At 42.5% G+C, this 23815-nt stretch carries 25 protein-coding genes; all 25 read right to left on the minus strand.

Features of this window, described 5'->3' with window-relative positions; all coding sequences use genetic code 11:
- Positions 1-7: 7 nt before the first annotated feature.
- The 25 genes from V6C17_RS05800 to V6C17_RS05920 all read right to left on the minus strand — a co-directional run bounded on the left by V6C17_RS05800 (position 8) and on the right by V6C17_RS05920 (position 23738).
- Positions 8-1123: a flagellar basal body P-ring protein FlgI gene (locus V6C17_RS05800; RefSeq protein ID WP_333521602.1), complete on the minus strand. Its 1116-nt coding sequence runs from the start codon at positions 1121-1123 to the stop codon at positions 8-10.
- A gap of 11 nt (positions 1124-1134) precedes the next feature.
- The gene (locus V6C17_RS05805) at positions 1135-1731 is read right to left on the minus strand and encodes a flagellar basal body L-ring protein FlgH (protein WP_333521603.1); all 597 of its coding nucleotides are present in this window, start codon (positions 1729-1731) and stop codon (positions 1135-1137) included.
- Between the two features lie 5 nt (positions 1732-1736).
- Complete coding sequence (gene flgA, locus V6C17_RS05810) at positions 1737-2729, minus strand: flagellar basal body P-ring formation chaperone FlgA (protein WP_333521604.1); 993 nt, start codon at positions 2727-2729, stop codon at positions 1737-1739.
- Positions 2730-2738: 9 nt separating this feature from the next.
- On the minus strand, positions 2739-3527 hold the full coding sequence (gene flgG / locus V6C17_RS05815) for a flagellar basal-body rod protein FlgG (protein WP_333521605.1): 789 nt from the start codon (positions 3525-3527) through the stop codon (positions 2739-2741).
- A 154-nt stretch (positions 3528-3681) separates the two neighbouring features.
- Positions 3682-4422: a flagellar basal-body rod protein FlgF gene (gene flgF / locus V6C17_RS05820; protein WP_333521606.1), complete on the minus strand. Its 741-nt coding sequence runs from the start codon at positions 4420-4422 to the stop codon at positions 3682-3684.
- 149 nt (positions 4423-4571) lie between these two features.
- On the minus strand, positions 4572-5600 hold the full coding sequence (locus V6C17_RS05825) for a rod shape-determining protein (RefSeq protein ID WP_333521607.1): 1029 nt from the start codon (positions 5598-5600) through the stop codon (positions 4572-4574).
- Between the two features lie 238 nt (positions 5601-5838).
- On the minus strand, positions 5839-6105 hold the full coding sequence (gene spoIIID / locus V6C17_RS05830) for a sporulation transcriptional regulator SpoIIID (protein WP_333521608.1): 267 nt from the start codon (positions 6103-6105) through the stop codon (positions 5839-5841).
- A 563-nt stretch (positions 6106-6668) separates the two neighbouring features.
- Positions 6669-7382, minus strand: coding sequence for a M23 family metallopeptidase (locus tag V6C17_RS05835; protein ID WP_333521609.1), 714 nt, complete (start codon positions 7380-7382; stop codon positions 6669-6671).
- Positions 7383-7432: 50 nt separating this feature from the next.
- The gene (spoIID, locus tag V6C17_RS05840; protein ID WP_333521610.1) at positions 7433-8431 is read right to left on the minus strand and encodes a stage II sporulation protein D; all 999 of its coding nucleotides are present in this window, start codon (positions 8429-8431) and stop codon (positions 7433-7435) included.
- A 265-nt stretch (positions 8432-8696) separates the two neighbouring features.
- Complete coding sequence (gene murA, locus V6C17_RS05845; RefSeq protein ID WP_333521611.1) at positions 8697-9953, minus strand: UDP-N-acetylglucosamine 1-carboxyvinyltransferase; 1257 nt, start codon at positions 9951-9953, stop codon at positions 8697-8699.
- Between the two features lie 94 nt (positions 9954-10047).
- The gene (locus tag V6C17_RS05850) at positions 10048-10809 is read right to left on the minus strand and encodes a YwmB family TATA-box binding protein (RefSeq protein WP_333521612.1); all 762 of its coding nucleotides are present in this window, start codon (positions 10807-10809) and stop codon (positions 10048-10050) included.
- Positions 10810-11313: 504 nt separating this feature from the next.
- Positions 11314-11733 carry a F0F1 ATP synthase subunit epsilon gene (locus V6C17_RS05855; protein ID WP_333521613.1) on the minus strand — a complete coding sequence of 140 codons (420 nt, stop codon included), beginning with the start codon at positions 11731-11733 and terminating at the stop codon, positions 11314-11316.
- Between the two features lie 3 nt (positions 11734-11736).
- The gene (gene atpD / locus V6C17_RS05860; protein ID WP_333521614.1) at positions 11737-13146 is read right to left on the minus strand and encodes a F0F1 ATP synthase subunit beta; all 1410 of its coding nucleotides are present in this window, start codon (positions 13144-13146) and stop codon (positions 11737-11739) included.
- Positions 13147-13159: 13 nt separating this feature from the next.
- Entirely contained in the window at positions 13160-14014 is an 855-nt protein-coding gene (gene atpG / locus V6C17_RS05865) for an ATP synthase F1 subunit gamma (RefSeq protein WP_333521615.1), read from the minus strand.
- Between the two features lie 6 nt (positions 14015-14020).
- Positions 14021-15553 carry a F0F1 ATP synthase subunit alpha gene (gene atpA / locus V6C17_RS05870; RefSeq protein ID WP_333521616.1) on the minus strand — a complete coding sequence of 511 codons (1533 nt, stop codon included), beginning with the start codon at positions 15551-15553 and terminating at the stop codon, positions 14021-14023.
- Positions 15554-15555: 2 nt separating this feature from the next.
- Positions 15556-16122 (minus strand): ATP synthase F1 subunit delta, encoded by a 567-nt coding sequence (gene atpH / locus V6C17_RS05875; protein WP_333521617.1) that lies wholly within the window; start codon positions 16120-16122, stop codon positions 15556-15558.
- Positions 16116-16619: a F0F1 ATP synthase subunit B gene (atpF, locus tag V6C17_RS05880; protein WP_333521618.1), complete on the minus strand. Its 504-nt coding sequence runs from the start codon at positions 16617-16619 to the stop codon at positions 16116-16118. The genes atpH and atpF overlap by 7 nt, the downstream gene beginning before the upstream one ends.
- Positions 16620-16693: 74 nt before the next feature.
- A complete protein-coding gene (atpE, locus tag V6C17_RS05885) occupies positions 16694-16945 on the minus strand; it encodes a F0F1 ATP synthase subunit C (protein ID WP_333521619.1) in 252 nt (83 codons plus the stop codon).
- 95 nt (positions 16946-17040) lie between these two features.
- A complete protein-coding gene (gene atpB, locus V6C17_RS05890) occupies positions 17041-17727 on the minus strand; it encodes a F0F1 ATP synthase subunit A (RefSeq protein ID WP_333521620.1) in 687 nt (228 codons plus the stop codon).
- A gap of 16 nt (positions 17728-17743) precedes the next feature.
- Positions 17744-18130 (minus strand): ATP synthase subunit I, encoded by a 387-nt coding sequence (locus V6C17_RS05895; protein WP_333521621.1) that lies wholly within the window; start codon positions 18128-18130, stop codon positions 17744-17746.
- 24 nt (positions 18131-18154) lie between these two features.
- Positions 18155-18370, minus strand: a complete 216-nt coding sequence (locus V6C17_RS05900) for an AtpZ/AtpI family protein (RefSeq protein ID WP_333521622.1) — start codon at positions 18368-18370, stop codon at positions 18155-18157.
- Positions 18371-18746: 376 nt separating this feature from the next.
- Entirely contained in the window at positions 18747-19907 is a 1161-nt protein-coding gene (wecB, locus tag V6C17_RS05905) for a non-hydrolyzing UDP-N-acetylglucosamine 2-epimerase (protein ID WP_333521623.1), read from the minus strand.
- Positions 19908-20110: 203 nt separating this feature from the next.
- Positions 20111-21139 carry a glycosyltransferase family 4 protein gene (locus V6C17_RS05910; RefSeq protein WP_333521624.1) on the minus strand — a complete coding sequence of 343 codons (1029 nt, stop codon included), beginning with the start codon at positions 21137-21139 and terminating at the stop codon, positions 20111-20113.
- 169 nt (positions 21140-21308) lie between these two features.
- Positions 21309-21953 (minus strand): nucleotide pyrophosphohydrolase, encoded by a 645-nt coding sequence (locus tag V6C17_RS05915; RefSeq protein WP_333521625.1) that lies wholly within the window; start codon positions 21951-21953, stop codon positions 21309-21311.
- An 87-nt stretch (positions 21954-22040) separates the two neighbouring features.
- On the minus strand, positions 22041-23738 hold the full coding sequence (locus V6C17_RS05920; RefSeq protein ID WP_333521626.1) for a hypothetical protein: 1698 nt from the start codon (positions 23736-23738) through the stop codon (positions 22041-22043).
- Between the last annotated feature and the right edge of the window lie 77 nt (positions 23739-23815).

The following is a 23815-nucleotide window of genomic DNA, read 5'->3' on the forward strand; positions in this document are numbered from 1 at the left end:
CCTACAGTTAGATAATTTGCAGATCGGCATGCAGAGCACCTGCTGCCTTCATAGCCTGCAATATTGATATTATATCTCTTGGTGTAGCCCCTATCGCATTTAATGCATTTACTACATCGCCAACACTAGATGTTGCTGGAAGCAACACAATATTTGCCTTATCTTCCGTTACATCTATATCAGTATTTTTCGTCTTTTCGGTATTACCCCCAGAAAACGGCGGCGGCTGTGAGATATCAGTATATTTGCTTATCTTAATACTAAGACCGCCTTGGGCAACAGCAACCTCGTCTACAGTTACGTTTGATCCCATGACTATAGTTCCTGTCCGTTCATTAATTACAACTTTTGCAATATTATCAGGTGTAACAGCCAGTTCCTCAATGGCAGCAATAAAGCCAACTATATTGTTTCTATACTCATGAGGTATGTTTATTTGAACCGTACCAGGATCTTTAGCAATCGATATTCCGCCAAAACGGCTGTCAATTGCCTCACTCACTCGGCTGGCTGTAGTAAAGTCTGGTTGAGACAGAGATAATGATATCGTACTGTTAGAGCTAAACTGCATTGGCACATCGCGTTCTACAATTGCACCATTTGGTGTTGTCCCCACTGTCGGAAAGTTTTTTTGCTGGCTGCTCCCGCCGCTCGAAGCAGCAAAACCGCCAGTTGAAACAGCCCCTTGGGCAACAGCATATACTAGACCATTAGCGGCTTGCAGCGGTGTCTGCAGCAATGTCCCCCCTTGCAGACTCTTAGCGTCACCAATCGACGATACTGTTATATCAATAGTATCACCCGGTTTAGCAAAGGGTGGCAGTTGGGCTGTTATTATCGCGGCGGCAACGTTTTTTGACTGCAGTTGAGCAGTATTAACCGTTACACCAAAAGTTTTAAGCATATTAGCGATTGATTGTATTGTCTCAAGACTCTTATTTGAGTCTCCAGTTCCCGCTAAACCAACTACTAATCCGTAACCGACAAGTTGGTTTGAACGAACACCTTGAACTTTTGCAATATCTTTGATACGGCTGTTTACAGCAAATGGCCCAGCCGAAACTAGTGATATTTGACTGCCTAGCAGCATTAACATTAGTGCTGCCGCAATTAATTTACGCATAAAGGCCTCCACTAAAATAAAAAGTTAAAAATTTGACTTAATATGCCTTGACGCTGCTTGCGGGAAATTGGGCCTTTTCCATCCATTTTAATTTGAGCATCGGCAACATAATTCGATAGCACTGTATTGTCAGATGTTATATCATCTGGACGTACAGTTCCCGATATAGTGATCCGATGTTCTTCACCGTTTTGCTTTATGGATTGGGTACCTGAAACGACGAGATTGCCATTTGGTTTAACTTCAGTCACTTCTACAGTAATTTTGCCATTGACTCTATTACTGTTATTGATTGAACCCTGTGCCTTAAAGCTGTCAGAGCTACTGGCACTAGCCTCTGCTAAAAATTTAAAAATGCCAACACCAGCATCAGCCCCAACTTCTGATGACTTAGAATTACTTGCGCTGCCTGTGCGGCTAGCAGTAGAATTCTCGTTAATTATAATTGTAAGCACATCTCCTACTGCCCGGGCCTTATGATCTATAAATAACCCAGCTGTTGAAGCACTATCACTCCAAAGTGATGTTGCCTGACCAATTGAAATAGGAAGAAACGTTATCATTAAACCTAACATCAGAGCTGCTGCCGCCTTTAATACGCTCTTCATTTGTGTCACCTTCCATTAAAAGTTACAACCTGGGCTGTACCTTCATCCAGCACCCTGGCCGAAACACTTTTCTTCGAGTTTGTATTTTGAACGCGGATAATCTGCCCTTGGCTTCCATCCTGCTGAGCTTGTCCTGCTGCTTTAACTTCAATGTCACCAATGCGAGCCAAAATATTTATTATACTGCCACGTTTCACAATAATCGGCTTCGCCAACATAGTTTCGGAAATTAATTCTCCTGGCACAATCGGTCGGCGAACTTGCATTCCTGCAACCTTTTCAGTATTCGTGAAATAACCTGCATTTAATCTGCCAATATCCGTTCGTTCATATCGTAAATCTTCTGCCGCCAAAACCTGGTTCCTAGAGATAGGCTTGGCAGCAACAACAACCTTACCGTATTGCTTCACCTCAAAGCTGCTGTTTAATCTTGTATAAAGAGTACCATCGGTACTAATACTGATTCTGGCAATTGTGGGCGCATTATATCGAATACCATACGGCAGCTCGATATTCAGGCTGATTTGACCTAGTGGGATCAGCACGTCCTGCAACTCATTTATTGGCGTGACACTTAAGTCACTACTTGCAATAGCTGAACCAACTTTATTTCTTATTGCGGAAATTGCTTCATCGACGAGTATCTGACCACTGATTACTTGTGACCCGGTAGTCACCCTTACTGATAAAGGAATATGCCAGGTAATCCCGGCATAGTTTGTACCCGCCGCTGCTAGACGCATTCCTAGTATATCGCTGGTAAGTTTTATACTGCCACCGGGTGTAGGTGCGCTGCCCAGCTTAGTCTGCTGCAAAGCCTGAACACGGCTACTATCTTCGCCGCTAATTTCGGCCAATTCACCTAGTGTTATTAACGGTCCCCTTACTGTAGCGTGTTCTGTAACTGTAACAGTAATAGCTTCAGCATACACTAGCGGAAAATTTATGTATAAACTTAATGCAACAACAAAGCAGATAGCCAATATTTTTTTTAGCATAATTTACACCTAGCGTTTTAGGTTATTTGCCTGCCCCAGCATTTCATCAGCTGTCGTGATTGCTTTGGAATTAACTTCATAGGCTCTTTGAGCAACAATCATGTTAACCATTTCCTCAACAACTTGGACGTTAGACATTTCAAGATACTTTTGTACTATTGTTCCAGACCCATCTGTGCCGGGATTAGTTACAACAGGAGCTCCTGATGCGGCTGTTTCCTTAAGTAAGTTACGGCCAATATTATCTAAACCAGCTGAGTTAACGAAGCGGGCAAGCTGTATCTGTCCAATTTCCTGCGGTTCTGTTTGCCCAGGGATTGTTGCAGTGACTCGGCCATCAGCCGATATAGTTACATCCGTAGCTTCAGCTGGAATTGCAATTTGCGGTTCAAGTGCATAACCCTCAGATGTACATATACGACCTTGCGAATCGCGCTTAAATGAGCCATCTCGGCTATAAGCAATAGTACCGTCCGGCATTGCTATCTGATAAAAACCATCACCCTCGATAGCCATATCAAGGGAATTTCCTGTCTGTTGAAAGCTGCCCTGTGTATATATTTTCTGAGTAGCTACCTGACGCACACCGTGTCCTATTTGAACTCCGGTTGGTAACTGATTATCCGGTCCAGTAGTGGCACCAGCCTGCCGAATAGTCTGATACATTAAATCTTGAAAATCAGTACGGCTTTTCTTAAAACCGGTAGTATTTACGTTAGATAAGTTATTAGAAATTACATCAATATTTCCCTGTTGGGCAACCATACCAGACCCAGCTGTCCAAAGTGCACGCATCATGTCTTTTTCCTCCTCGAAAACGGTAATCGCTTAGATTTACAAAACTGCCTCTGTCAGTCGGCAGCCAGCAGGGCCTCCCATTTTGGTCCAGCCCTTTCTCACATACTAATTATCGAATAAAATCCTAATAAACTTAAGCGGTATTTAATGGATACTAAACTCGTCCTACTTCTGTCACCGCTTTTTCAAGCATCTGGTCCTGGGATTGTACTGTTTTCGCATTTGTTTCATATGCTCTATAGCCATTTATCAGGTTGATCATTTCAGAAATTACATTGACATTTGAGCCTTCAGTATAGCCCTGTGATATTAAGCCTGAAGCCGGCCTTTCTTGATTCTCGCCTGCACTATACAAACTTGCGCCTTCTTTAACAAGTTGTTTCTCGTTTTCAAACTCAACAACTTGCAGACGACCGCTTTCAACCCCGTCAACCAGCACTCTGCCGTCCTCACCCACAGTAAACTTATTGCCGTTAATGCGGATAGGACCATTTTGACCTAAAACTTTATGACCTTCGTTAGTAATTAACTCACCAACTATATTTTTACTAAAAGTACCATTGCGGGTATATCTTACTCCAGCGTCGGTTTCTACTGCAAAGAACCCTTTGCCGTTAATTGCTAAATCAAAGTCATTGCCAGTATGACGCATTGAACCTTGGGTATGAATTGTGGCAACCTCATCAACAAACGTACCACGGCCCAGATAACCAACAGTAGAAGCATCTGCCCCGTCATTAATACGGTGGAGCAGCATCTCACCAAATTCCTTGTTAACTGCTGTATCCTTTTTAAAGCCAGCGGTATTAACATTCGCCAGATTATTTGCAGTTGCATCAGTACGGATACTCTCGGCAACCATTCCAGAAGCAGCGGTATAAAGTCCGCGTATCATAGTTTTTCCTCCAAAGATTATAAAATAATTGAGCGAAACAGAAATGAGGTACGATTAACCGCAAAGCCGCGAAAGCGCAAAGGGGAAGCATAGCATTATGTCTTTATATCCTTTGCGTACTTGGCGTCTTTGCGGTTCAAGTCATACCTTTATGCGATGCTGCTTTTCTTTAGTGTAGTCAAACTATCCTCAATATTTTCTAACGAGTCTAGTGCCTTACCAGTGCCTAAAGCTACACAAGACAATGGATCATCAGCTAGGTATGTAGGGATACCAGTTTCTTCTTTTATCAGCTTGTCCAGTCCGAAAAGAAGCGAACCGCCTCCAGTCATTACAATGCCACGGTCCATAATGTCTGCCGCAAGTTCAGGTGGTGTATTTTCCAGAACTGATTTTACGCATTGAACAATAAGCGAAACTGGTTCATGAAGTGCATCTCTAGTCTCGGCTGAAGTTATGCGGAGCGTTTTAGGCAGACCCGATAGTAAATCGCGTCCGCGGATTTCCATGCTTTCCTGACGACCGTCAATACACGCTGTGCCGATTTTAACTTTAATTTCTTCGGCTGTACGTTCGCCGATCATAATGTTATATTCCCGTTTGACGTAGCGAACGAGTGCTTCATCAAACTTGTCGCCGCCAATACGCAGAGATTCACTGACAACTATTCCGCCGAGGCTTAATACCGCTACGTCGGTAGTACCTCCGCCAATATCTACAACCATAGCACCACACGGCTCAGCTATTTCAAGACCTGCACCAAGCGCAGCTGCCAACGGCTCCTCGATAAGATAAGTCTTTCTAGCACCTGCTTGCATTGCTGCTTCTAACACAGCACGTTTTTCTACTGTTGTTACACCAGAAGGAATGCAAACCATTATACGTGGTTTGAAGAAAAAGCTTTTACCTGCCACTTTCTTAATAAAATGACGAAGCATACTTTCTGTAGTATCATAGTCCGCAATTACACCTTCACGCAGAGGTCTAATCGCAATAATATTACCTGGTGTCCGACCAAGCATGCGGCGAGCTTCTTCACCAATAGCCAAAACACGGTTTGTATCACGATCAATTGCAACTACCGAAGGCTCGCTAAGCACAATACCTTTTCCTTTAATATACACTAGAACATTGGCTGTACCTAAATCTACACCGATATCCATTGACATTCCAAACATCAAAATCCACTCTCCAAATAACCTAATAGTTGTCCAAAATTTTCGCCCGAAAAAGCGGCAGACTGCCGCTATTTTGGTGAATCAACAACAAATATATTATTATAACTGATTCACATAAAACGCGACTAAGGTTTCCCGCCGCTGTGTACGGACTTGGTATATTTCCAAGCAACATTTACCGAGCAACAGAGTAAACCTATATTGGCTGTAAATATTCTACATTTTACAATAAAATCCTTTATTCCTCGTCATTTTCTTTTGGTTCTTTATACTTCTTACGAGTAGCTTCTCCACCCCGAATATGACGTTCTGCTTTATTCTGCTCTAACACCGTTCTTACTCTTATTGCTAGTCTTTTATTTATAAGTGGCAGCCGTTCGATCATATCTTTATGTACTGTACTTTTGCTGACACCAAAAACTGTTGCAGCTTGCCGTACTGTATGCTTACTTTCAAGAATATGATTACAAATGTCTAATACCCTCTTGCGGATATAATCTTTCATATTATCGTTTCCCCCTCGCCCCCGTTTGCTAACATGTATATGCGGACAAAAGAGAAAGCATGCCATTTGAATTGTGAGTGAGAGTGGAAACGACTGATTAACGCAAAGTACGCTAAGTACTCAAAGGGGACGCTAAGGGGGAGTTAATTTTAACCACAGAGTACACAGAGGGCACAGAGTGGTATGCAACGCGATGTCATCGCTTGGGATTGTTTTTAAAAACGGCATACAATAGTTGCGGCGGGGATTTTCTCTGCGGTACTTATGACCACAGCCAAGCTTTTCTTACGATAACGGCATTGGGAACGTCCGTAGCAGATGAATTCACCGTCGCTTTGCTGGCTGGCCTGTTAGTGAGGAATTAGGTTATAGAGGTACGGTTTAACCGCAGAGTACGCAGAGTGATTACGGAGGGGATATTGTTAACTGCAAAGACGTAAAGGGCGAGAAGGGTTTATAATAATATTTCGCGATAACTATCGCACAAAAAACCACTCCCTTTGCGTTTTTGTGCCCTCTGCATCCATAAAAAAAACGTGAGCCGATGGCTCACGTTTAAGGGTTTATTTGAGGATTTTTCGTGGGTCAATGTACTTGTCCCCTTGCTGAACTGTTAAGTGCAGGTGTGTGTATGGTTCGGTATTGCAGACACCGGTAGTTCCAATTTTGTCACCACCATTAACATAGCTTCCTTTACGAAGGCTTACATTCACAGCAGCTAAAGAACCATAGCTTATAGTATATTTGCCGCTCTCGATGACGACAGTAAGACCGGTATTTTTGTCTGAGTAAATTTCAGTTATCTGACCACTAAAAATCGCCTGAATTAAAGTACCTTCTGCAACAGCAATATCTATGCCAGGATGATAGCGCCAATCATTGAATACAGGGTGAAGATGCCATCCAAATTCAGTCTTTATCTCACCCTTTACTGGCCAATGAGGAGTCTGATTGATCGCCGCAGCTGCCGCCACAGTGGGTGATTGTTGACTAGACGCCTTTTCATCCTTTTTAGCAGCCTCTTGTATTACTTTACTTGGAATATTTTCTTTCACAGGATCAGGCTCTTGTTTGGTATTAGGACCAACGTAGACAACATTATTTGGATTCTCAACAGGACTATTTTTTAAACTTACCGCTACTGCAAACAGCATAACGCCAGCAACTATTAAAAGACTGCAGGCGCCAAGAATGGGCTTAGGTTCGATCCAGCCCGGTTTAAGAATTTCTTTTAATTTTTCACGTAAATAAGTAATAGGCCTAAGGGAGCCAGGCATTAATATCACCTCGCTACCATTATGCCCATTATTTTCAACACTCAAACAGTTTAGGAGTTGAAGATATTTTTTATCGCTACTCCAGTATAATAATAAGTTATAATCTGGCGATAATCTCGTCCTTCCTTTGCCATACCATTGGCCCCATACTGACAAAGTCCAACACCATGGCCATAACCTATAGTTTTAAAAATCAGTTTATCGCCTTTAAGTTCTGCTGTAAAATTCGTCGATCGAAGTTCAAGTTTTTCTCTCATTTCAATACCTGTTAATGTTTTACTGCCAATACGAACTTTGTCAACGCGACCAGAACCTGTTAATTCAAGAATTTTCACAAGACTCGTATCTCCGCTTTTTGCGGCAGCTACAACTCCAGCATCTGCTCCTAGACGCTGCTCAATATCTGATAATGCTAATTGCTTTGTTTCTGTGTAGCGTGGTGAACCTTGATCCCATTTGCAGGCAACGCTCTGAAGATATGGGTAATCAAAACCCCATACTTCCTTGGAACTAGCGGTCTTTTCACCGCTTGTTGAGTGGAAGAGGGCATTTATTGGCTCTCCATTGTAGGTTATAACTTCACCGCTTGTTGCCTCAACTGCTTGACTTATTTTCTTCCAATACTGCTCATACTTAAAAGGTCCCCATTTTGTCTTAAGGCTGACCTCATCACTCCAGGCTTGGCTTACTCTATGGTCAGTACTCACATCGGCACCTGGCTTATCAGCAAGACCACTTCCCCCAAACACAAGCATATTTTTAACAGCGTATGTTCGAGCCGCTAACGCCTGTGCTTTTAGAGCTTCTTGATCAAATTCGGCAGGCATCTCGGCAGCGACTACACCTTTCACATATTCTTCTAAGCTCATTGTGACTATTCTATCTTGTTCATGCAGATAAACGTGAATAGGAACATCCTCATTTTTTACCTTCTTACTGGCTCCCCTTTCGCTCTTCGCTCCGGATAAGTCTAAACCAACAACTGCGACCGGAACAAGAATAACCATTATTATGACTAGCGCAATTGAAAACGCCAGTATTTTCTTCACAAAATGCCCCTCCCTTTTCGCCGCCTCGCCATTACCATAATATGCATGGGGCAGGCCAAGTATGACAGGCAGGGGATACGATTTTCTAACCGCAGAGGACGCAGAGTACGCGGAGTGGAAACGAAGGACATTAGCGCGATAACTATCGCGATGTAATAATAAATTACCGCGTCCCCTCTGCGATCTCTGTGTACTCTGTGGTTAATAGAGGCTCATAATCTTCATTCCAATAAAAAATGGACGACAGTTTGTCGTCCATTTAAGGTTAGCTTATTCTTGTTATATCAGCGCCGAGGCTGCGCAGTTTATCTACAAGTCCTTCGTATCCGCGGTCGATGTGATGGATATATCCGATGTGAGTCTCGCCTTTAGCGACGAGGCCCGCAAGAACCATTGCTGCACCTGCTCTTAGGTCGGTCGCTTTGACAGGACACCCGGTTAGTTGGCTGACTCCTTCTACAACAGCGCTGCGTCCTTCAATTTTTATATTTGCGCCCATTCGCTTTAATTCATCAACGTGCATGAAACGATTTTCAAAAACAGTTTCACTGACAATACTTGTACCTTGGGCGATAGTCAGCATAGCCATAAACTGAGCCTGCATATCTGTTGGAAACCCTGGATATGGGAGTGTCTTTATATCAACTGCTCGAATAGGACCATTACCTTTAACGCGAACTCCATTGATGTCTTCCTCAATATATACACCAGCTTCTTTTAGCTTTGCTACAACAGGCTTTAAATGTTCAATAAGTGCATTTTCAATATAAACATCACCATTAGTCATTGCCGCAGCAACCATATAAGTGCCAGCTTCGATACGATCAGGTATAATAGTATAATTAGTTCCTTTAAGCTCGCTGACGCCCTCTATTTTAATTACATTGGTGCCGGCTCCACGAATATTAGCTCCCATAACATTAAGATAATTCGCTAGATCGACTATCTCAGGTTCGTGAGCTGGATTCTCTAATATTGTCTGTCCTTTGGCCATCGATGCGGCCATCATGATATTTTCAGTCGCCCCAACGCTGGGGAAATCAAGATAAATCCTAGCCCCAGTTAGCCCCTTCGGTGCTTTTGCTTCAATATAGCCATGACCAATATCGATTTCAGCACCCAATGCCTCAAAGCCCTTTAGATGAAGATCAATTGGTCTTGTTCCAATTGCACAGCCTCCAGGCAATGAAATCTTAGCCAAACCACGTCGAGCTAAGAGCGGTCCCATGATGAGGAAAGATGCGCGCATTTTACGTACCAACTCATACGGTGCATCGCACGTCTCAATATTAGTACTATCAATAGTTAAGGTATTAGGACTGGTTGATGATACCGGCACCCCAAGATGCTGAAGTACTTCAGATATAGTGCGCACATCTTCAAGATCAGGTACTTCTTCCAGTACACTTGGACTCTGCCCCAATAAAGCTGCTGCAATTATTGGAAGTACCGCATTTTTTGCACCACTGATTTTTACTGTTCCATTAAGTTGTCTGCCACCATTTATTACTAGCTTTTCCATAAGATCCTCCCACAACTACTAGTGCTGACAGAGAGACTGTTGTCTATCTAAACTTCAGTTTCTATAGTTATTATGTACAAATATAAGATTATTTTTAATACTCCATGGTGATAACAGGTGAACCAATTATTACATATGTACGATTATCATACGGACTGTATCGCATCGCGATATTGATATTGATTTCGTCGCTGCCAACTTTCAACTGGTTGATTATCAATGGACTAAACCCAGTTGAACTTGTATATTGTGCGCTAGTATTTGCGGTAATAATTCTTGCGTTAACCGAAGCGAATGCATCTTTCAAACGCTTGTCCTGCTCATCCTTCACTAGTTTACCATCAAGCCATCCAACCAAGCAAGTAGTAATATGCGGTGTTCCACCAAAATTCTCCATTATATTAGCAAATTTAGTATTCAAGTCCTTAATCGTTATTTCATCCTGGGACTTTGAATCTACATTAATTACTAAATATACTTCTGGTTCTTTAGTTTTATCTAGTGATTTCAGTTGCTGTGCTGCTGCAACAATATGCATATTTCTCAGTAGTGCTTCAGCTTTTACTATTCGCTGATATCGAGTAGCACTTCGCGTTATTTTGTAATTTTCCTTTGTGATACCAAATCCACTCATCGCTTCCTTAACGGCGTCTTCTAAATCTTCATCACTGGCATCATTAATAGCCAATTTAGTCCAGCCATTTACATTAACTTCGCTTATTTCCGCCCCAGTTGCTTGCATTGCCGTACTCAGTGGCTCTTCAGTGGTCACAGGTACATTCTCGGCATGGCTAAAGTTAATTGAAATAATAAGTACCACTAGCATTACTATTCTTATATTTAGATATTTTTTCACTGTATATTCTCTCCCTAAATCATTCTCCCTAATTTCATTCTTGCCATTTTCTAGGTGAGATATACAATGAAATATATGGTTAACAAAAGCTCATTTAAGAATTGAATAACCGCAGAGTACGCTGAGGACGCAGAGGGCTACAGAGGAAATTATTATATTTTTAAACCACAGAGTACACAAAGGACACAGAGTGGTTCGGTGGTCGTTGTTGGTAACAACAAAGGCGAGAAAGCGCAAAGAGATTGGTAATGTTATTGTCTAGGTTTGGAGATAAACACGAGCACACTCAGCGGTGGTGATTTTCTCTGCGGGACTTGTGACCACAGCCGTCGGAAGCTCTGCTGACGGTAACGGTGTTGGGAACGTCCGTAGCAGAGGAATTCACCGCCGCTTGTCTGACTGACTATACGACTCGATCGAACTTTCGAGAACGTTTTATCCGCGGTTCCAAAATCACCCATGCCAATCAAAAAAGCAGGCTTTCGCCTGCTCAAGATATTTGTCTTAAATTTTTCCGCGATTTGCTAGCTGCAGTCTTAGTAAAGCACGTTTTAGCGCTGCTTCAGCACGAGCGGTATCTACTTTTTCACGGGCTTCTTTGTCAGCTTTAAGTCTGGCTTCGGCTCGTGACTTTGCCGCTTCAGCTCTGCCTACATCGATCTCTTCTGGAAGTTCAGCACATGCTGCAAGTACTGTAACCTTTTCAGGCTGCACTTCGATAAAACCGCTGCAAACGGAAACTTGCTTTTCTCCCTCATCTGTTAGCAGCCGCAGCGGCCATATTTGCAAACCAGCTATAAGCGGTGTATGCCCTGGCAGAACCCCGATGTCTCCATCTGTAGTCCTGGCTATAACCATGTTTACATCTGCACTGTAGACAACTCGTTCAGGGGAAACAATATCAAGCCTAATTTTTTTAGCCACTTGCTATTCCCCCTTCATTTTACGCGCCTTTTCCACCACTTCATCAATTGTTCCTGCCATATAGAATGCTGCTTCAGGCAGCTCATCATGCTTGCCGTTTAGAATTTCTTTAAACCCGCGAATTGTTTCTTTGAGCGAAACGTACTTGCCTGGTGTTCCAGTAAAGGCCTCCGCTACAAAGAATGGCTGACTGAGGAAACGCTGAATCTTACGGGCCCGTGATACAGTAATTTTATCTTCATCGGATAATTCTTCCATACCTAGTATAGCGATAATATCCTGAAGTTCTTTATAACGCTGCAGAACTTCCTGTACACCACGCGCGACCTGATAATGTTCTTCACCGATTATGTTAGGGTCAACTATCCGCGAAGTAGAATCAAGCGGGTCAACTGCCGGGTAAATTCCAAGTTCAGCGATTTGCCTTGATAATACTGTTGTAGCATCCAAATGGGCAAAAGTTGCCGCTGGAGCCGGGTCAGTCAAATCATCTGCTGGAACATAAACAGCCTGAACTGATGTTATTGAACCTTTTTTCGTCGATGTAATCCGTTCCTGCAATGCACCGACGTCGGTTGAAAGAGTTGGCTGATAACCAACAGCTGAAGGCATGCGTCCTAATAGTGCTGACACTTCTGAACCTGCCTGGATAAAGCGAAAGATATTATCAACAAAAAGTAGCACATCTTGTCCGCCGATATCACGGAAATATTCAGCCATAGTAAGACCGGTAAGTGCTACCCTCATACGAGCACCGGGCGGTTCATTCATCTGACCGTAAACCAAAGCAGTTTTCTCAATAACGCCAGACTCGCGCATTTCCATCCATAAGTCATTACCCTCACGAGTACGTTCGCCGACGCCGGCAAAAACCGAGTAGCCGCCGTGTTCTGTAGCTATGTTACGGATAAGTTCCATAATAAGTACTGTTTTACCTACCCCAGCACCACCAAAAAGTCCGATTTTACCACCGCGAGAATAAGGAGCAATAAGGTCAACAACTTTAATCCCAGTTTCTAAGATTTCGGTAGAAGTCTCCTGTTCTTCGAAGGTTGGAGCTGGACGATGAATTGGCCAATAATCTTCACCATTGACCGGTGTGGAATTGTTGTCAACAGTTTCACCTAAAACGTTAAAAATACGCCCCAAGGTTTCCTTGCCGACCGGAACCATTATCGCATTTCCGGTATCTGTAGCCTGCATGCCGCGAGTCAGACCATCGGTCGACGACATAGCAACACAACGGACATTGTTGTCGCCTAGATGCTGCATAACTTCAACTATCAAGCTGATTTGCATATCACCTGACTGACCTTCAATTTTAATTGCATTATAAATGGCCGGAAGCTGTTCCGGGGGGAATTGAATATCTACTACAGGTCCAATAACCTGAACCACTTTTCCTACGTTCACTAAAGTCCCCTCCTTACTTCAAGGCCTCAGCACCGCCCACGATTTCCGAGATCTCGCGAGTAATGGTAGCCTGACGCACTTTATTATAGTTCAAAATTAGCTTTGAAATTATGTCCTCGGCATTGTCAGTTGCCGCTTCCATCGCAGTCATGCGAGCACCCAGCTCACTTGCAGCAGACTGCAGCAACGCGCCGTAAATTGTTGTTTCAAGATATTTTGGCAGCAAGAGCCCTAGTACTTCATCCGCTGAAGGCTCAAATATATATTCGGTATTAGCTTGCTCGGCAGCCTGAGCTGTAATATCTGCTAGCGGCAATAGCTTTATTGTTGTTGGCTTAAGGTTAATTGGCGAGTAAAATTGCGTATAAACCAAATATATCTCATCACAATCACCGCTTTCAAACCGCTGAGCTAAGTCTCTAGCTATTGCCCAAGCATGATCATATGAGGGTCTTTCACTGAAGCCAGTGTATTCTGCATCAACAGTATAGCCGCGGCGCTGAAAATAATCTCGCGCTTTTCGGCCAACTGTCACCAACCCTATTTTTGACTTTTCAGTAATTTGTGGAACAAGTTCTTTAAAAACATTTGTTGAATAGGCTCCAGCCAATCCCTTATCAGAACTAAGCACTAAAAAAACGGTCCGCTTAACATCACGTATTTCGAGCAGCGGATGAGCAGCGTCCTTTGCACTAGCGGCGACACTTGCTAATACCTGCCGAATTTTTGTAGTGTATGGCTTACTGGTATTAGCTTTTTCCTGAGCACGACGCAAACGAGCAGCCGCAACCATCTTCATAGCCTTAGTGATTTGCTGAATATTTTTTACGCTTTTAATACGACGTCTTATATCCTGTGCGCTAGGCATTTACAATCACCTCGCAGCCGCTTTTTCGTCATATGTAACAAATGTATCTTTAAATTCTTTTATTGCTTTCTTAAGTGCTGCCTCAGTCTCGCTGTCCAGTACTTTCTTCTCACGTATGCTTTTACCAATTTCAGCATAGTTTGAGCGCATGAATTTAAGATAATCATGTTCAAACTTAACTATTTGGCTAACCTCTATATCATCCAGATAGCCGTTGGCTGCAATGTAGATAACCATAACTTGTTCTTCAACCGGCATTGGCGAATACTGTGACTGCTTTAATATTTCTACTGTTCGCTCGCCGCGATCAAGCAGAGCTTTAGTTGCTTTATCCAAATCAGAGCCAAACTGCGCGAAAGCAGCCAATTCACGATACTGGGCCAAATCTAAACGCAAACGGCCTGAAACTTGCTTCATCGCCTTGATCTGAGCTGAACCACCTACACGGGAGACCGATAAACCAGCATTAATTGCCGGACGAACACCAGCGTAGAAGGCTTCACTTTCAAGAATAATCTGTCCGTCAGTGATTGAAATAACATTTGTAGGAATATAGGCCGAAACATCACCAGCCAGAGTTTCAATAACAGGCAGTGCGGTTATTGATCCCCCGCCTAGCTCGTCAGAAAGTTTAGCTGCCCGCTCGAGTAGGCGAGAGTGTAAATAGAATACATCCCCTGGGTAAGCTTCGCGTCCTGGCGGACGTCTCAAGAGCAGCGACATGGCGCGATAGGCCATAGCATGCTTGGATAAGTCATCATATACGCAAAGAGCATGGCCGCCCTTGTACATAAAATACTCAGCTATTGAAACACCGGCATAAGGAGCTAAATACTGCAGCGGTGCGCTGTCCGATGCTGAAGCAACAACCACAACGGTATATTCCATTGCGCCAGCGTTTTCTAAAGTCTTTACTACACGAGCTACTGTAGAAGCTTTTTGACCAATTGCTACATAAACGCAAACTACGCCTTGGCCTTTTTGATTAATTATTGTGTCAATTGCGATTGCTGTTTTACCTGTGCCGCGGTCTCCAATTATGAGTTCGCGCTGTCCCCGTCCAATGGGAACTAAGGAGTCAATAGCCTTTAGACCAGTCTGCAGAGGTTCTCGCACTGACTGACGATCAGCTATACCTGGCGCATTATACTCAACTGGGCGAGTCTCAGTAGTTTCGATCGGCCCTTTTCCGTCAATAGGCTGACCAAGAGCATTAACAACCCTACCGACCATAGCTTCACCCACTGGCACTTGCATAATCCGACCAGTTCGGCGGACAGTATCGCCTTCCTTAATTAAGGTTTCACCGCCTAATATAACTCCGCCTACATTATCTTCTTCTAAGTTTAAAACCATTCCAAAAACGCCGTTAGGAAACTCCAAGAGTTCACCGGCCATGGCCTTTTCTAAACCGTGAATACGGGCAATTCCGTCGCCAACCTCGATTACGGTACCGACATCATCAACATTAAGATCTACTTGGTATTGCTCTATCTGCTGCTTTATAATCGCAGTTATCTCTTCAGGCCTCATCTTCATGATTAGCTTTTCACCCCAATCTTAGCCGCATCATTTGTCAGTAGTGCTTGCTGCAGCATATTCAGCTGCCTAGCAACACTGCCATCAATCAGTTTATCGCCGATCTTCACAATAACGCCGCCCAATATACGTTTGTCAACCTTAGTTTGGATAGTAACATTTTTCCCGGTCACAGTGCTAAGTTTTTGTATTAGGGCAGACTGCTCGCCTTCACTAAGCGGCATAGCTACAGTAACTTCGGCTTCAATAATATTGCGAGCTGCATTGGCGAGTTTGGTATACTCACGTACAATTGCCGGCAGCAGCACTTCCCGCCTCTTATCAACCAGGAGCAGCAGAAATTTGTGAACAAACTCGGCTAAATCCTGAGCAAACAAGCTAGTTATCGTCTCTTTTTTTGCCTCAATCTGAACCCGTGGATGATAGAGAAATATTTCGAGATCACTATGCTCCTCAATAGTAGCCAAAACCATGTTTAACTGTGCTTTAGCTTCAATCAGCATATCTTTATCGCTGGCTAGTTCATAAACAGCTTGGGCGTACTTTTGTGCTAACTGGCTTGTTAGCATGGCAGACCACCTATTTTCTTTTCATCTAACTTGTCAATAAACTCACTTACAAGTTTAGAGTTTGCTTGCTGATCTAAGTTTGCCCCGATGATTTTTGTAGCTGCTGCCATCGAAAGTGACACAACTTCACTACGCAATTCAGTTAAGGCTTTCTCTTGTTCACGGGCAATTTCATCTCTTGCGTTTTTAAGCATGCGAGCATGTTCAGCCCGTGCTTCTGCCAATATTTCTTCTTTACTTTCCTCAGCGAGTTTTACGGCCTTTTCAACAATTGCTTGGGCCTGAGCTCTAGCTGAGTTAAGCTGTTCCTGATGTTCACGTCTAAGCTGCTCTGCAGCCTTTTTTTCGTTTTCAGCTGTTTCAAGGCTTCCGGCAATTTTACTCTGCCGTTCCTCTAGCGTCTTCATAAGAGGTTTATAAGCTACTTTTGTCAATATTGCAACAAGTATAAGGAAATTTATAATTTGCGCAATTAACGTCGCATTTAAGTCAATCAATCAGAGCACCTCCTTGTCGGGCGTATAAGACGGGCGACGGCACTAAGCTATCGCCCTCATAACGCTGATCACTATTACTTGAGTAACGGGTTGGCGTACAACAACACGATAGCGATAACGGCAGCAATAATTGGCACTGCCTCAATCAAACCAACTGAAATCAGCATATTTACCAATAAAGTACCTTTAGCTTCCGGCTGTCTAGCTACACCTTCAACGAATTTTGCTGTAACAACACCGTTACCAATACCTGCGCCGATAGCTGCCAAACCAATAGCTAAGCCTGCACCGACAAGAGCTCCCATAACCATAATAGCATGTTCCACGATGCCCCCCCCTTTCTTAGAGATAAGTGTATATTATTTTTGTAGTTGGTAATAAGTAACTGACAATTAGAAAACTGCTTATCTCCTAATTATCATCAATGCTCACTTTTTATCGAATTAGCTAAATAAGCCATCGAAAGCATCGTAAAAATAAAAGCCTGAATTACTCCTACAAAAACGCTGAAACCAAGCCACACAACGTTAGGTATAGGAAACCACATTGGCACTAGCATACCTAGTATGATAATCAGTACTTCGCCTGCTAAAATATTACCAAATAGACGAAATGCCAGTGTAATCGGCTTTGCTAATTCTTCAAGCAGGTTTATGATAACAAATGGAATGTATGGTTCAAAAAAGTGTTTGAAATACTTAAACCCCTTATATGTTACCCCCAATATATGAACGAGTGCCACTACCATGAGGGCAAGCCCCAAAGTTGTGTTAACATCATTAGTAGGGGATGTAAAACCAGGTACCAATCCAAGCCAGTTTGATATCAGCAGAAATAGGAATAAAGTTATTAAAAGAGGTGCCAGTTTTCTGCCCCTTGGCCCCATCGTAGCATCTATTTGGTCTAATAACGCTGTAACGACCATTTCTAGCAAGTTCTGCCAGCCGCTCGGAACTATTGCCAAACGCCTAGTTGCTAAGAATGCTATTAAAATAACAATCCCCATAGCCAGCCAGGTCATATACAAGGTGTCCATATGCAAAGTCAAGCCTGCAATCTGCGCAACCTTATGAGCACCAATTTCATGTCCGCCGCCGCCATGCTCCATTTCTACCACTCCTCTCCTAGTATCTTTTATTAAGTTTACTTCGTAAAACTGCTGCTATAGCATTTGCAATAATGACTATATGAAATGACATTAATCCTGCTATAGTTGCCCAAAAATTAGTTTGAGAAACACGAACAGCCATTAATAGTATTGACACGATAAACCCGAATCTAATCACCCAGCCTATGCGCATATATCTAACAGCCTTGTCGATAGGCAAATCCGCCGACCGCCTTATCCGGTATGCCGCTAGGGCAAAGTATGCTAGGCTTGCAATAGTCCCCGAAATCAAACCGGGGATAATTAGATTAAAGCCTGCTATATAAGCGAATAAGCACAGAAGCCCACTCCATAGTAGCATCTGTGCTGCTGTACATCTAATTTCAGAAATAAATTCCTGCATAAGTGCCTCACAAATACCTTTAAACTATTGGCTGGACATAATCTTCTTGTATGTAGACCAAAGTCCCGCCAACATTCCAGTTACAATACCAATAACGGTCAGCCAGGGATTTGTATCAAGCCAGTTGTCCAGCAATTTTCCTAATATTACACCCACTGCTAGGGTTGCAACCATGTTTAAACCAATTGAAGCAGCAATACTAAATGCTGTTTGTAGCTGATTATTTCTTTTTCCAGACATAATTTAGCTTCACCCTCAGCAAATACTATCCCAGTATTCTTTTATCGATGATAATCCGCTCAATACTCCGATATTCTCCAATGGGGAGAATTACCCGAAGAGCGCAGACTGCTACATATGAATTAAGGCCCACTTTATCAGACTCCTTTATGGTTACCAATCTGACAAAATATATCAATAAATTTACTAATAATAACTAATATTCTGCCCATTTTACAACAATCCTGCAATTTTATTCAAGTTAATAAAGTAACTATCTTTGTAAGAGCAGAAAATATTTATCACAGTCAAGGTTGTCTTTTTATATCTATTAGAGTTTATTCGGTTTTAATAACAAAAATACCGATAAACAGACTTACCTGTTTATCGGTATGCATTATATTTCGCAGCAGAAAGAATCAGGCCTTATATCAACAATGCCACGTTTCCATAGTATAGCCTGGACAATGCGCCGCGACGCACGCCCATCACCATATGGATTGCAAGCATTAGCCATTCGGTCATATTCGGCTTTATCTGTCAGTAATAAACGAGCCTCGCTATAGACCCGTTCTTTATCTGTACCGATAAGTTTAACAGTGCCAGCTTCAATTGCTTCTGGACGCTCTGTAGTATCTCTCAGTACAAGCACTGGTTTACCTAATGACGGCGCCTCCTCTTGAATTCCTCCCGAATCGGTGAGGACAAGATAGGAGCGGGCTAATAAATTAGCAAATGGCTGATAATCAAGCGGGTCAATTAAATGTACTCGCTCCAGTCCACCAAGCTCACTTTCGACAACTTCGCGAACTAAAGGATTTTTATGCACAGGAAATACAATTTCGACATCGTTGAATTCTGTAACGATATCACGCAAAGCCTGATAAACATGACGCATTGGTTCACCAAGGTTTTCGCGACGATGTGTAGTAACTAGAATAACTTTCTTTTCAGTATAATTAATCGTCGATAAAAGCTTATCCTCGAATTTATATTCTTTATCGACTATTGCCAAAAGTGCGTCGATAACGGTGTTTCCTGTTACAAAAACACTGTTTTGATTTATTTTTTCCTGTAGAAGGTTAGTTCTAGCTGTTTCAGTAGGAGCGAAATGTAAATCCGTCAGAGAACCCGTAAGTTTTCGGTTCATCTCTTCAGGATAAGGGGAATATTTATTATGAGTTCTAAGACCTGCTTCAACATGTCCAACTTCAATTTGATGATAGAATGCAGTGAGTGCCCCAGCGAAGGTCGTTGTAGTATCACCATGCACCAATACAATATCAGGCTTTTCCTGAGCTAGTACTGCATTCAGGCCTTGCATCGCTCGGGAGGTTATATCAAATAAGGTTTGTCCCTTTGCCATAATGTCAAGATCATGATCAGGCTTGATATCGAATAAATTGAGCACCTGATCCAGCATCTCCCGATGCTGCGCCGTAACCGCGACTACAGGTTCAATCATTTCAGGATATTTAGCTAGTTCCAGCACTACAGGAGCCATCTTAATTGCTTCAGGACGTGTACCAAAAACTGTCATAACTTTTAGACGAGACATAATATTTACCCCTTCCGTCTGGTGAAGATTAATTCATACGGAGTTTGACGTTTACCGCAAAGTACGCAAAGAATACGCTATGGATCAGCGATATTTGTCATGAATTTTTGATTTCCCTTTGAGTACATTGAGTCCTTTGTGTTCAACTCAGTCTCCATTTTAAACATTGAAAGAGGCAGGCTGATGCCTGCCTGATTTGTGAATTAGTGACTTTCCGCCTGTTTAGCAGCTTTTAGGACACCGATTTTTCTAGCGCCAAAGAAGGCAACACAAACTATTGCTAAAATGATTAGTACACCTAATCCTTTATTCACTTCTGTCAGTGCAATAGCACTCAGACCTAGACAGCCGCTGATAACATACATTAAGAGTACTGCTTGTTTTTGGCTAAAGCCCATTTCCAGCAAGCGATGATGCAAGTGACCGCGGTCTGGTTTAAAAATAGGCTTGCCGCTCATATAACGGCGAATGATTGCAAATGCAGTATCCATTATTGGAAGACCTAGTGCAACAATCGGAACAATAAGTGCAATTGTTGCTGCACTCTTAACTGCACCAATTACTGATATAGCTGCAAGCATGTATCCGAGAAACATACTTCCTGTATCACCCATGAAAATTTTAGCAGGGTTAAAGTTGTGCTGTAAAAAGCCTAGCGCACTGCCAGCCAAAGCAGCTGTCAGGATAGCTACGATCCAGAAATCCTGCTGCAAAGCAATAAGCAGAATGGTAACAGATGCGATTATAGAAACACCTGCCGCTAACCCATCTAAACCATCAATAAGATTTACGGTATTGGTAAGACCTACTATCCAAAGTATTGTAAGCGGTATTGATAAGAAATCAACATAAATCATATCGCCAAACGGATTAGTAATCCAGTCAATACGAATGTCAAACAGTACGAGTACTGCAGCTGCCACTATTTGCCCAAACAATTTCGTTTTAGCCGGAAGCTGTTTTAAATCATCAATAATACCAACAATTAATATGACAGTCCCGCCTAACAGCAGGCCCAATATCTCATGGTTAACATGCATACTGGCCAGTACCGCCAGTACAAAGCCAACATAAATAGCTAAACCTCCCATACGAGGAATAGGTTTAGTATGCACTTTTCTGGCATCTGGAGCATCCATCGCTCCAGCCTTAACAGCTAATTCTATAATCCGTGGAGTTAAGAAGTAGGCAACAGCCAAAGCCACGGTAAATGCAACAATATATGTCTGCATAAATTTAACACCTCATTTCTATGCAACAAACCTATTTTACATCAGCCCATCAGCACTGTCAATCAAGACATAGCGGGGGTAATGCGGACATTTCGGCTGTTTTCCTTCACCTACAGAAGTATACGCCTCAGACAAACAGTTTGTCGCGGTTATCCGCCATATTTTGAAGCTATGCGCAATATCCTTTACGCCTAAGCTTTGCAATATGGTTTTGAGTCAGCATATTTATATCAACTTGGTATTTTTCAGCCAATATGTACATCATAGTAAAACAACATTGAGCAACATCCAAGAGTTCACTCGCACATCCGAGCAGTATGGATTCACTAGATAATGCTTGCTTTTCACCGGATGCCCCCGCCTTCTTACCTAGATATTGGGTAAGTTCACCTATTTCTTCTTGAATCTTGCACACAGTAGTAAGCAGCGTAACACCTTCGAGATTAAGCCTCGGCAGAGCCAAATACTTATAATTCCCAGCTGTTTCGATACGATAACACTGAGACTTATCAAAGGAATAGCCTTTTGCCTCAAGTTTTTCTAAATGAGAACTGACCAGAGATTGAGGCTGAATACCATAATAGTCTTCCATTACAAAGATCATTGTTACACACGTTTGAGCAACATCTAACAGTTCGCTAGAAACGTCGTCAAGGTATTTTAAAGTCTCTTGCTTGTCAGCAGCCTGCTCGCATGGCAGGAAAACAAGCACAGCTCTAGCAAGTTCGCCTGCTTCTTCCATGATCTTCAGCAGAGTCGACTGCAGTGTCGGTGAAAGGTTGTTTAATTTGGGAAGGTGAATAGCTTTAAACATGACATACCCCGCTAAAAATGCTTTCAATGGAATTTTAGCACAGTGTATGTCTAATTTTCAATTTCAAATTAAGAATATTTTAAATAATTAATGCTCCCGCATGGCGAATTGCTTCGGAAAGCATTCTTTTGGATATAAAAGCTCAATAACCCGCCCTTTTTCTGTCATACCTCTTTCATTAATAAAAACATTTGGTATACCACGAGCATATCCTCTTACCCTATCAGGACCAAATATTTCTTGAGCAGCTTCAACAGCTTTTACAAACGACGATTCAGACTCTTGATTCCTAATCCGCTGCATGTAATCAGATAATTCTTCTCCGCACAGCCAGCAGTCAGGTGCATTATCATGTTTCCCGACAATTACTGAGCAGTAAGGCCCTTTTCCTTTATAGCGTTTTTGCCTAGCCGAAAGTAAACTGCGGTAAATAACATCATCGGACGGCAGTGTATAGCCCATCATGACAATATGCTCAGCTTTTTCTAAGGCAATGCGCATATCCCTTTGAATTTCTTCAAGAAAAGGAGGGTGATTCCCCTTGAAGTTACTTTGCATAACAAGCGGCGTATGCCTAAGTTCAGTAAGTGTTCCGCAATACGCACATTGAACGGTATCTGACCGTCCCTGCCCATGGGCTATTTTCTCTTCTAATGATCTAGGCTTATACCAGCCAGCTGAGAACTTAGGCAATAATGGGGGTGGGAAAAGACTTACTGAGTTGTATTGCCATTGATCGCCTAGATACATAGTAAGTTTGCCGCAGCTTGGACATTCACGCCACCCTGAGCAACCATGAGGAAAATAAAATTTACCAATGCGTACCCGGCGTGAACTCTTTTGGTCCGGATCATTCAAACGTTGAACTACTGATTCATTAAGCGGATACCACACATCTGGGTTATTTGAATCGATACGTCTTACACCCATGAAATGACTTAAGTCATGAAAAAGCTTAAGCGGAACAGCCGGATTATCTATGAGCGGTACATCGCTAGCATTATTCAATCGGCGATGGGCGTTAAAAACAAGCCACAAAAGAATCGCATCCCAATTCATATTTATAATAGCATAACTAAATAAATAGAACTTTCTTTGGCTGAATCTATGACTTTTTTCGTAAAAACGTAAACCTTCTTGCTGCATCATCTCAGCTAATATTTCGGCAAATCCAATATATTGCTCATAAATAGTGCCATTTTGTTCAAGAGTCGTTTGATAGTCATGAAAATGCAGCAAACCAATAAGCATAATCAAAGCATTGCGAGCCAATACCAGCGCCTCTGGCGGTATAAACCTCTGCCCCTCGGAATTGTCCCCATAAACATAGAAACCATGTCTGCTCATTATATGCATATCCAGCAGGTTAAATAAGTCCTGCAGCCTAAGAAACTGCTCATTGTGTCCAGGGCATATGTGAATTAGCTGCCTAAGTGTGCCCCAGTCGTAGGTATAACGCAGTTCACGACCACGCTGCTCCTGCTCAAAGGCGGATAACCCATCAAATTGTCTATTTAAAGCGGCTGTCTGTTCTTCCGAGGGAAAAGCCGCTGCGCCAATTTCATCATCTCCAAGTATTATTAATAAATCAGCTATACAATTAAGCATTTTAGTGCGTCTAAACGCCGCCTCGACACGGTCTGTTAACTTTTTGTTTCTTCGAGCAAGACAATATATGGCCTGTCCAAGCTCATCGGTTGTATGCATATTAAGAGCACTAGTAGCCCCAGCTCCCCAAAAGATAACCGTTTCTGGCCAGATTGGTTTGTAACTTTCTAGTGACATAAATCCAACCTTTACCTCTCACATAGTAAAATTTTTCATAACCTTCACGCTAAGCATTCTCAATAGCCATAGTTTTT

This window comes from Dendrosporobacter sp. 1207_IL3150 (genome assembly GCF_036763085.1).
Classification (GTDB): domain Bacteria; phylum Bacillota; class Negativicutes; order DSM-1736; family Dendrosporobacteraceae; genus JBAIYU01.

Coding starts and splice junctions, on each gene's coding strand:
- atpH (WP_333521617.1), bottom strand. CDS start 16,122: ATGCTAACAAGCCAGTTAGCACAAAAGTACGCCCAAGCTGTTTATGAA.
- atpB (WP_333521620.1), bottom strand. CDS start 17,727: ATGGAGCATGGCGGCGGCGGACATGAAATTGGTGCTCATAAGGTTGCG.
- flgA (WP_333521604.1), bottom strand. CDS start 2,729: ATGCTAAAAAAAATATTGGCTATCTGCTTTGTTGTTGCATTAAGTTTA.
- atpG (WP_333521615.1), bottom strand. CDS start 14,014: ATGCCTAGCGCACAGGATATAAGACGTCGTATTAAAAGCGTAAAAAAT.
- V6C17_RS05900 (WP_333521622.1), bottom strand. CDS start 18,370: ATGTCTGGAAAAAGAAATAATCAGCTACAAACAGCATTTAGTATTGCT.
- V6C17_RS05895 (WP_333521621.1), bottom strand. CDS start 18,130: ATGCAGGAATTTATTTCTGAAATTAGATGTACAGCAGCACAGATGCTA.
- V6C17_RS05805 (WP_333521603.1), bottom strand. CDS start 1,731: ATGAAGAGCGTATTAAAGGCGGCAGCAGCTCTGATGTTAGGTTTAATG.
- flgG (WP_333521605.1), bottom strand. CDS start 3,527: ATGATGCGTGCACTTTGGACAGCTGGGTCTGGTATGGTTGCCCAACAG.
- atpA (WP_333521616.1), bottom strand. CDS start 15,553: ATGAAGATGAGGCCTGAAGAGATAACTGCGATTATAAAGCAGCAGATA.
- V6C17_RS05920 (WP_333521626.1), bottom strand. CDS start 23,738: ATGTCACTAGAAAGTTACAAACCAATCTGGCCAGAAACGGTTATCTTT.
- V6C17_RS05910 (WP_333521624.1), bottom strand. CDS start 21,139: ATGCAGACATATATTGTTGCATTTACCGTGGCTTTGGCTGTTGCCTAC.
- V6C17_RS05825 (WP_333521607.1), bottom strand. CDS start 5,600: ATGTTTGGAATGTCAATGGATATCGGTGTAGATTTAGGTACAGCCAAT.
- murA (WP_333521611.1), bottom strand. CDS start 9,953: ATGGAAAAGCTAGTAATAAATGGTGGCAGACAACTTAATGGAACAGTA.
- V6C17_RS05800 (WP_333521602.1), bottom strand. CDS start 1,123: ATGCGTAAATTAATTGCGGCAGCACTAATGTTAATGCTGCTAGGCAGT.
- spoIIID (WP_333521608.1), bottom strand. CDS start 6,105: ATGAAAGATTATATCCGCAAGAGGGTATTAGACATTTGTAATCATATT.
- wecB (WP_333521623.1), bottom strand. CDS start 19,907: ATGTCTCGTCTAAAAGTTATGACAGTTTTTGGTACACGTCCTGAAGCA.
- V6C17_RS05915 (WP_333521625.1), bottom strand. CDS start 21,953: ATGTTTAAAGCTATTCACCTTCCCAAATTAAACAACCTTTCACCGACA.
- flgF (WP_333521606.1), bottom strand. CDS start 4,422: ATGATACGCGGACTTTATACCGCTGCTTCTGGAATGGTTGCCGAGAGT.
- V6C17_RS05835 (WP_333521609.1), bottom strand. CDS start 7,382: ATGCCTGGCTCCCTTAGGCCTATTACTTATTTACGTGAAAAATTAAAA.